Here is an 8,205-nt window from a genome sequence, read left to right as displayed (position 1 = left end):
GGCACCACCCCGCTGGTGGCGCGGCCGATCACGCCGATGCCCACCAAGGTCATGGGCCTGACCTTCCCCAATCCCGTCGGCCTGGCCGCCGGCATGGACAAGAACGGCGCGCACATCGATGCCCTGTTCGCGCTGGGCTTCGGCTTCGTCGAGATCGGCACGGTCACGCCGAAGCCGCAGTCGGGCAATCCGAAACCGAGGATGTTCCGCCTGCCGGAACACCAGGCGGTCATCAACCGGCTCGGCTTCAACAACGAAGGCGTCGATGCACTGGTGCGCAATGTCGAAGCCGCGCGCCGCGACCGCGGGCTGCTCGGCATCAACATCGGCAAGAACAAGGACACGTCCAACGAGCGTGCCGCCTCCGACTACCTGTACTGCCTGGAACGCGTCTACCCGCTGGCGGACTACATTACCGTCAACATTTCATCGCCCAATACCGCTGGCCTGCGCGAACTGCAGGAAGAGCAGGCGCTGCGCCAGCTGATCGGCACGTTGCGCGAGGCGCAGGAAGAGCTGGCCGCGCAACACGGTAAGCGTGTGCCGATGCTGGTCAAGATCGCGCCGGACCTGTCGGACAGCGACATCGACGCCGTCGCCCGCGTGCTCGGCGACATGCAGGTCGATGGCGTCATCGCCACCAACACCACCGTCTCGCGCCTGAGCGTGCAGGAGCATCCGCAGGCGCGCGAGACGGGGGGACTGTCGGGCGCGCCCCTGATGGGCCAGGCGACGCTGGTGCTGCGCCGGTTGCGCACGCGGCTGCCGCACAGCATTCCGCTGATCGGCGTCGGCGGCATCCTGTCCGGCGCCGATGCCGTGGCCAAGATGTCGGCCGGTGCCTCGCTGGTGCAGTGCTACACCGGCCTCGTCTACCGCGGCCCCGAACTGGTCCGTGAATGCGTGGAAGCGATCCGCCGCCGCCGCGAAGCCCCGAGCGGCGGGCCGGTAGCGCCGGAATGACCACCGGCTACCGCGTCACCCCGAACGCCTCGCTGCGCGAGCGCACCACCTTCGGCGTGCCGGCGCGGGCGCCGTGGCTGATCGAGGTCGACGATGCAGCCGCGCTCGACGAGGTATTCGCGCTTCCCCAGGTGGYCGAAGGCGGAYCGCTGGTGATCGGCGGCGGCAGCAACCTGTTGTTCGCCGGTGACGCACCGGGCGCCGTGATCGCCATGGCCACGCGCGAGGTGCGCATGCTGTCCGACGATGGTGGCCATGCGCTCGTGCGCGCGGATGCCGGGGTCGACTGGCATCCGCTGGTGATGTGGACGCTGGACCAGGGCCTGTGCGGCCTGGAGAACCTGGCGCTGATCCCGGGCACCGCGGGCGCGTCGCCGATCCAGAACATCGGCGCTTATGGCACCGAAGTGGGCGAGTTCATCCATGTCGTCGAGGCCATGGATCGCCGCGACGGCACGCGTGTGCGCCTGGACCGCGACGCGTGCGCCTTCGCTTACCGCGACAGCGTCTTCAAGCACGATCCCGACCGCTATCTGGTGACTGCGGTGGAGTTCCTGCTGCCGCGCGCGCCTGCGTTGCGGCTGGATTACGCGGGCATCCGCGACGAACTGGCGGCGATGGGCATCGCCACGCCGACCGCCCGCGATGTCGGCGAAGCGGTCATCCGCATCCGCCGGCGCAAGCTGCCGGACCCCGCCGTGGTCGGCAACGCCGGCAGCTTCTTCAAGAATCCCATCGTCTCGCAGGCGCAGGCGGATGCGTTGCTGGTCGATTACCCGACCTTGCCAGTGTTCCGTGGCGATGCCACGCACAACCGAAAGCTGTCGGCGGCCTGGATGATCGAAGCCTGCGGCTGGAGGGGCCACCGCGATGGCGATGCAGGCGTATCCGCAGCGCACGCGCTGGTGCTGGTCAACCACGGCGAAGCCACCGGTGCGCAGCTGTTGGCGTTGGCACGACGCATCGCAGACGCGGTGAATGCGCGCTTCGGCGTGTGCATCGAGCCGGAACCGAAGATCATCGGCGCCCGCTGGTAGATCACCGGACCGCATGCCCGCCCTGCCCGCCCACTATCGCGCCGCCGTGCTGATGCTGGGCAGCACGGTGTTCTTCGCGCTGATGGTGGTGGCGATCCGACTGGCGTCGGCGACCCTGCACACGTTCGAGATCGCGTTCTTCCGCAACTTCTTCGGCCTGCTGGCGGCGGCCCCGCTGATCCTGCGGCACGGCCCCGGCTTCCTGAAGACCACGCAGTTCCCGCGCTACCTGTTCCGCTGCGTCATCGGGATCTGTTCGATGCTGGCCGGCTTCTGGGCGATCGGCCACCTGCCGCTGGCGCAGGCGGTGTCGCTGTCGTATTCCACGCCGCTGTTCGTCACCCTGGCCGCCGCCGCCCTGCTCAACGAACAGGTTCGCGCACGCCGCTGGACTGCGGTGGCACTCGGGTTCGCCGGGGTGTTGATCATCGTGCGCCCGGGTACGTCGCAGTTCACCGCCGACGCGATGATCGCGGTACTCGCCGCGGTGATGAGCGCGCTGGTCGCGATCCAGATCAAGCAACTCTCGAACACCGAACCGGCCGACCGCATCGTCATCTACACCACCCTGCTGTGGGTGCCGATGTCGCTGGTGCCGGCGCTGGCCGTGTGGGAATGGCCGCAGGGCATCACCTGGGCCTGGGTCGTCGCCGCCGGCGTGCTCGGCACCGGCGGCCACATGCTGTGGACGCGTGCGCTCAAGTTGGGCGAAGTATCGGCGCTCACGCCGATCAGCTTCATGCAGCTGCCGGTGGTGGCGGTGTTCGGGTGGCTGTTGTTCGACGAGTCGCTGGACCGGTGGACGCTGCTTGGCGCCGGCATCATCTTCGGCGCCAACGCGTACATCGCCCATCGCGAGGCGGTGCTGTCGCGGCGCTCGGCCTCGGAGGCCGCCAGCGCGGCCGCCAAACCCGGCGAGTGACCGTTCCGGCGACTCAGCCCCGCCTGGCGGGCTGCTTGCCGGGCCGGTCGCCGGCGCGATAGCGCTGCACGAAATCCGCGTCGTCGTCATCCAGCGTGTTCGGGTCCGCCGCCAGCAGGGGGGCGACGTATTGCCGGTACAGGGCCTGGGCCTCGGCCTTGCGTCCCAGCTCGTTGTACGTGTCGATCAGGTTCCAGGCCGCGATACGGGTTTCCAGGTCCGTCTCGCCCAGCACGCGCCGGCGCAGTGCGAACAGACGCTCGTACTCCGGCACGGCGTCCGCGGTCCGACCGAGCACGCGCAAGGCTTCGGCACGGATGACCATGGTGACCTGCGCTTGCGGGTGCTTTTCGCCGAGCGTCTTCAACGCCAGCGGCTGCACGTCGCCCAGCAGGCGCAGTGCCGCTTCCGCCTGGCCGGCATTGAGCAACGTGCCGGCATGATTGACCAGGATCGACAGCGTGTCCGGATGCGCGGCACCCTGGGTCCGGCTGCGCGCGGTGATGACCTGCTCTTCCAGCGGCAGTGCGGCGGCGAAATCGCCGAGCCTGGCATACGCGGTCGCCAGGTTCAGGCGCGTGCGTACCGTCTGCGGGTGGTCGCGGCCGAGCACGCGTTCCCGCGCGGCGAGTACCTCGCGCAGCGCCGGAACCGCGGCTTTCACCGCCTGCTTGTCGCCGCCGTCGATCATCATCGTGGCCAGCGTGCTGCGCGCCTGCAGGGTGGTGGGATGTTCGCTGCCCAGCTTGGTGATGTAGCGCGCGGTGAGGTCGCGCTGCATGGCGATCGCCGCGTCCTTCTCGCGGTTCATGATGCGCAGGACGGCCAGGTTGCCCATGGCGGACAAGGTTTCGTCGTCATCCGGACCCAGCGTCGCGGTGCGCAGCGCCACCACGTTCTCCATGTTGGCGCGCGCCTCGGGCAGTTCGCCCAGGTTGCGCTGCACGGCGGCGAGGTTGTTGGTGGCCTCCAGCGTGGCCGGATCGCGCTCGCCGACGCTGGCGAGCAGGCGCTCCTGCACGGCCTGCACGACGCCCTTGGCGCGCGGGCGATCGCCGCGTGCGGAGATGACCTGCGCCTGCGCCAGTTCCAGCTTGACCCGCACCTGGTCGTTCACGGGCAGCGCGAACGCGCGCGGCAGCGCCTTCTGCAACACGGTCTCGGCCTGGTCGATGTGCGCGCCTTCGAGCAGCGCCTGCACCTGTTCGTTGCGCGCACGCAGCGTCTCGGGCGCACCCTCGCCCAGCGCGGCCGCGCGATGCTCGGCGACGCGGCCGAAATGCTCGGCCGCCTTGTCGTAACGTCCGATGGCGGCGTACACGCGGGCGACCGATTCACGCAGGCTGGCCGCCACGTCGGGCTGGTCGGCGAAATCGCGGGCGATGGCCTYTTCCGCGTTGGCGAGCAACTGGCGATCCACCAGGTCGCGCGCCAGGTCGCCGGTGCTCGCCTTCGCCAGCGTCGCACCGAACGCCGAGGAGGCGCCGGGATCCACGCTCGCCACCTGGCGCACCAGGCCTTCGGACAGACCGACACCCATGGTCTCGATGTCGATGCCCTCCAGCATCGACTGCTGGAAGGCGGCGACCTTCTCCAGCTCCGCGCTGCGCGCCTCGGCGACGCTGCGCTGCGTCCGCGCCTGTTGCAGTCCATACAGCGACAGCGCCAGTCCCCCCAGCAGCGCCAGCAGGCCGAAGCCCGCCGCCACGGCTGCCGTGCGATGGCGGCGCAGGAACTTCCGCCACGCATAGCGCCGGCTCGGCGGTACCGCCGCCACCACGCGGCCATCCAGATAGCGCTGCAGGTCGTCGGCCAGCGCCGCGACCGCGTCGTAGCGCGCGTCACGGTCGTGCTGCATGGCCTTCAGCACGATCCAGTCCAGGTCGCTCCGCAGCCGCGCGCGCATCCGCGCCAGCGACAGGCCGCGTTCCTGTGCCATCTGCCGGGCCTGGTCGGCGGGCAGCGCCGCCAGTCGCGACGACGGCGCCACCGCGGTCGGCGTGTCCGCCGCCCAGGTTTCGCCCACGGCCTCCGGGCGTACGCCGGTCACCAGTTCGCACAGCACTACGCCGAGCGAATAGACATCGCTGCGGGTGTCGACCTGGGCGGCGTCGCCCTGCGCCTGTTCGGGGCTCATGTACTCGGGAGTGCCTGCACGCTCCAGTGCGGCGTCGCCGGCCAGCGACGCGGCCATGGCGATGCCGAAATCGATGATCTTCGGCGCCGGCCGCCCGTCCACCGTATCCACCAGCAGGTTGCCGGGCTTGAGGTCGCGGTGCACCACGCCCTTGTGGTGCGCATGCTGCACGCCCTCGCAGACACGGATGAACAAGGCCACGCGCTCGTCCAGCGACAGCTGATGGTCGCGGCAGTGGCGCGTGATGGGGCTGCCGTCGATCAGCTCCATGGCGAAGAACGGGTAGCCCTCCGCCGTGGTGCCGGCGTCGTAGATCTGGGCGATGGCGGGATGGCGCATCTGCGCCAGCACCTGCCGCTCGACCTCGAACCAGGCCAGGTGGCGCGCCTGCAGGCGCTGGGAGCGCATCAGCTTCAGGGCGACGTCGCGGCGCACCGGCTCCAGCTGCGCAGCCCGGTAGACCTCGCCCATGCCGCCCCGCCCCAGCAGGTCCTCGATGCGGTACCTCCCCAGTCGCGCGCCCGGCGCCAGCGTGCCGTCGGGCGCCGTCGGGGCGTCCTGCAGGCGCGTGGTCAGGCTCTCGGTGGGTGCGAGGTCGTCGTAAGGTTGCGATGTCATGCCACTTTCCCCGGTGCGCCCGGCCATGGTAGCGGAAGCGTGAGTTGACCGACCTATCCGTTACACTCGGGCCCGCACCTGTCAGCCGTCTTCGCATGTCCCGGGATTCCCACGATCCACCGACCACGCAACGGACCATCCTGAGCGACGGCCCGCGTCCGGCGTCGCACCGGTCCGCGTGCGTGGTGGTCATCCATGGCGAAGGCCTGGGCCGGCGGGCCGACATCGACACCGCGCGCGTGCGCGTGGGCCGCTCCCAGGAAGCCGACCTGCACATTCCGCACAACAGCGTCTCGCGCCTGCACTGCGAAATCTGGCGCGAGGGCGACAGTTACCGCGTGCGCGACCTCGGCGCCACCAACACCACGCGGGTCAACGACGACCCGGTTGGCGAGGCGGTGCTCGCCGACGGCGACCACATCACGCTGGGCGAAAGCATCCTGAAGTTCATCAGCCACAGCAGCGTGGAAGCGCACTACCACGAGGAGATCTACCAGCTCGCCACCCACGATGCGCTGACGGAGATGTACAACCGCCGGCATTTCATCGAGACCGTCGAGAAGGAGATCGCCCGCGCCATGCGGCACCAGCGCGAACTGACCATGTGCATCATCGACGTCGACCTGTTCAAGCCGATCAACGACCGTTACGGCCATATCTCCGGCGACCACGTACTCAAGCAGATCGCGGCGCTGGTGCGCCGGCACGTGCGCAACGACGATGCCGCCGCACGCATCGGCGGCGAAGAATTCGCGGTGCTCCTGCCCGAGTGCGGACCGGACGCCGCCTACGGATTCGCCGAGCGCCTGCGCGAGGCGGTGGAAGCGGTGGTGTTCCGTCCCGGGGGCCACGCGCAGACGATCACCGTCAGCATCGGCATCGCCGCGCTGACGCCCGACCGCGACACGGTGAGCCGCATGATGGCCGCGGCCGATGCCGCCCTGTACCGCGCCAAGAGCGAAGGCCGCAACCGCGTCTGCATCGAGCACTGACCGGGGCGCGGCTCAGCGGGCCAGCGGATCGACGCCGAAGCCGCCTGCGCGCCATGCGTCGATGCCGCCACGCAGCGGCAGCACGTCGTGGAAGCCGGCCGCGCGCAGCTTGCCGGCCATCCACGCCGCGGACACTTCATCGGGGCACGCGCAGTAGATGACGACCTTTCCGTCGCGCGGATAGCCGGCGAGGATGCCGTCGAGCCGGCGCTCGTCGGCGAAGATCGCCCCCGGGATGATGTAGGGATCCACCGCGCGGAAGCCTGGCGCACGGATGTCGAACAGCGCCGGGGCATTTCCCGACCGCATCAGCGCATTCAGGTCCGACGGTTCGATGCGCGCGGCGTCCAGCGACTTCAGCAGGCTGCGTCGACGCCACCAGCGCCACGCGACATAGACCGCCAGCACGGTCCCGACCAGCACGCCGGCGCCGGCGCCCAGTTGCGACAGCGTGTCGATCACCGTTTCGACCTGCCGCGAGAACACCACGCCCAACCCCAGCCCCAGCGCGGCCCACAGCGTGGCGCCGAGCCCGTCGTAGCGCAGGAAAGACGGCAGTCGCGCCTGCATGGCGCCGGCCAGCGGCACCGATACCATCGACAGACCGGGAATGAACTTGGCCACCGACAGCACGCGGATGCCGAAACGGCCGTAAAAGCGCTCGGTGCGCTTCATGCAGGTGTCGCGCGACAACGACAGCCGGCACAGCGACTGCAATGTACGGTTGCCGTAACGGCGACCCGCGTAGAACCACGCGCTGTCGCCGATCAGGCTGGCGGCCACCGAGACGGCCAGCACGCCGAGCAGCGGCAGCCACATCGTGTCCGGCTGCAGCGCCAGTCCGGCGCCGACGAGGATGAGCGTGGGCATCGCGGGCACGGGCAGGCCCAGCGACAACACCAGCACGTTGAGGAAGACCAGGGCCACGCCGTACTTGTCCACCACGTCCTGCATCGCGCTCCCCGTCCCCCTCATCATCGCCGCGCGTGTCGGCGCGCGGCCATGTTCGATCCACGCCCGCGCGGCGGCAAGGCACCGGGCCGCAACGATGCGTTGCCGGGCCGCGATGACGGCCGATGCCGGACGCGCCACGTGCTGCGACGCGAGATCGCTGCATTTACCTCAGCGGCTACGGCGCCGAGGAAGGGGGGCATCGCGGCCAATGTCGGGGGTATCGGCAGCCAAACCCGGCGCCATCACGCCGGCTTAATGCCGCCGGCGTCGCGACGCACCACCATCCGCCCCTGTACGGTCGCCGCCCCCACGCGTGCCGCACGCCAAGGCAGTCCATCCCGTTGAACGTCCCGCCKGACTCTCGCCGGAGGATCCGATCATGGTTGCACCCGTACGACCCGCCCGCCTGCCGCTCGTCCTTGCGGCCGCCACGCTGACGCTGGCGGTCGCCGCCCCCCTGAAAGCGGAGGAAGGCGACTACAGCTTCTGGCAGACCCTGGTGAACCTGGTCTCGCCGCCGAAGGCGGACAACAAGGTCACCGCCGCCCAGCGCACCGGCCACTATCCGCTGCTGTCCAATCC

General features: G+C 69.9%; 7 protein-coding genes. 5 read left to right on the top strand and 2 right to left on the bottom strand.

The window, feature by feature from the left end; translation table 11 throughout:
- From AC04L7_RS07900 to AC04L7_RS07890, 3 genes are all read left to right on the top strand, one after another.
- On the top strand, positions 1-963 hold a 963-nt coding region (locus AC04L7_RS07900), incomplete at its 5' end, for a quinone-dependent dihydroorotate dehydrogenase (RefSeq protein WP_475512786.1).
- On the top strand, positions 960-2,000 hold the full coding sequence (gene murB / locus AC04L7_RS07895) for a UDP-N-acetylmuramate dehydrogenase (protein ID WP_475512785.1): 1,041 nt from the start codon (positions 960-962) through the stop codon (positions 1,998-2,000). The genes AC04L7_RS07900 and murB, both read left to right, overlap by 4 nt.
- A gap of 13 nt (positions 2,001-2,013) precedes the next feature.
- Positions 2,014-2,922 carry a DMT family transporter gene (locus tag AC04L7_RS07890; protein ID WP_435997916.1) on the top strand — a complete coding sequence of 303 codons (909 nt, stop codon included), beginning with the start codon at positions 2,014-2,016 and terminating at the stop codon, positions 2,920-2,922.
- Between the two features lie 13 nt (positions 2,923-2,935).
- Here the strand turns inward: AC04L7_RS07890 and AC04L7_RS07885 are convergent, their stop codons facing one another.
- Entirely contained in the window at positions 2,936-5,677 is a 2,742-nt protein-coding gene (locus AC04L7_RS07885; protein WP_475512784.1) for a serine/threonine-protein kinase, read from the bottom strand.
- Positions 5,678-5,772: 95 nt separating this feature from the next.
- On the opposite strand from AC04L7_RS07885, the gene AC04L7_RS07880 reads away from it, so the two are divergent.
- Complete coding sequence (locus tag AC04L7_RS07880) at positions 5,773-6,669, top strand: GGDEF domain-containing protein (RefSeq protein WP_296280186.1); 897 nt, start codon at positions 5,773-5,775, stop codon at positions 6,667-6,669.
- Positions 6,670-6,681: 12 nt separating this feature from the next.
- Here AC04L7_RS07880 and AC04L7_RS07875 read toward each other — a convergent pair whose 3' ends face one another.
- Positions 6,682-7,623, bottom strand: coding sequence for a DedA family protein/thiosulfate sulfurtransferase GlpE (locus AC04L7_RS07875; RefSeq protein ID WP_436000992.1), 942 nt, complete (start codon positions 7,621-7,623; stop codon positions 6,682-6,684).
- Between the two features lie 379 nt (positions 7,624-8,002).
- Between AC04L7_RS07875 and AC04L7_RS07870 the strand changes: the two genes are divergently transcribed.
- Positions 8,003-8,205 (top strand): hypothetical protein (locus tag AC04L7_RS07870; protein ID WP_475512783.1); only part of this gene is annotated, 203 nt, incomplete at its 3' end.

The sequence above is a fragment of the Pseudoxanthomonas sp. LjRoot204_2 genome (assembly GCF_056175765.1).
This window is presented reverse-complemented; position numbering and strand designations above follow the sequence as displayed.

Excerpts from the sequence above, each read along its gene's own strand:
- AC04L7_RS07890 (WP_435997916.1), top strand. The coding sequence starts at position 2,014 with ATGCCCGCCCTGCCCGCCCACTATCGCGCCGCCGTGCTGATGCTGGGC.
- AC04L7_RS07880 (WP_296280186.1), top strand. The coding sequence starts at position 5,773 with ATGTCCCGGGATTCCCACGATCCACCGACCACGCAACGGACCATCCTG.
- AC04L7_RS07875 (WP_436000992.1), bottom strand. The coding sequence starts at position 7,623 with ATGCAGGACGTGGTGGACAAGTACGGCGTGGCCCTGGTCTTCCTCAAC.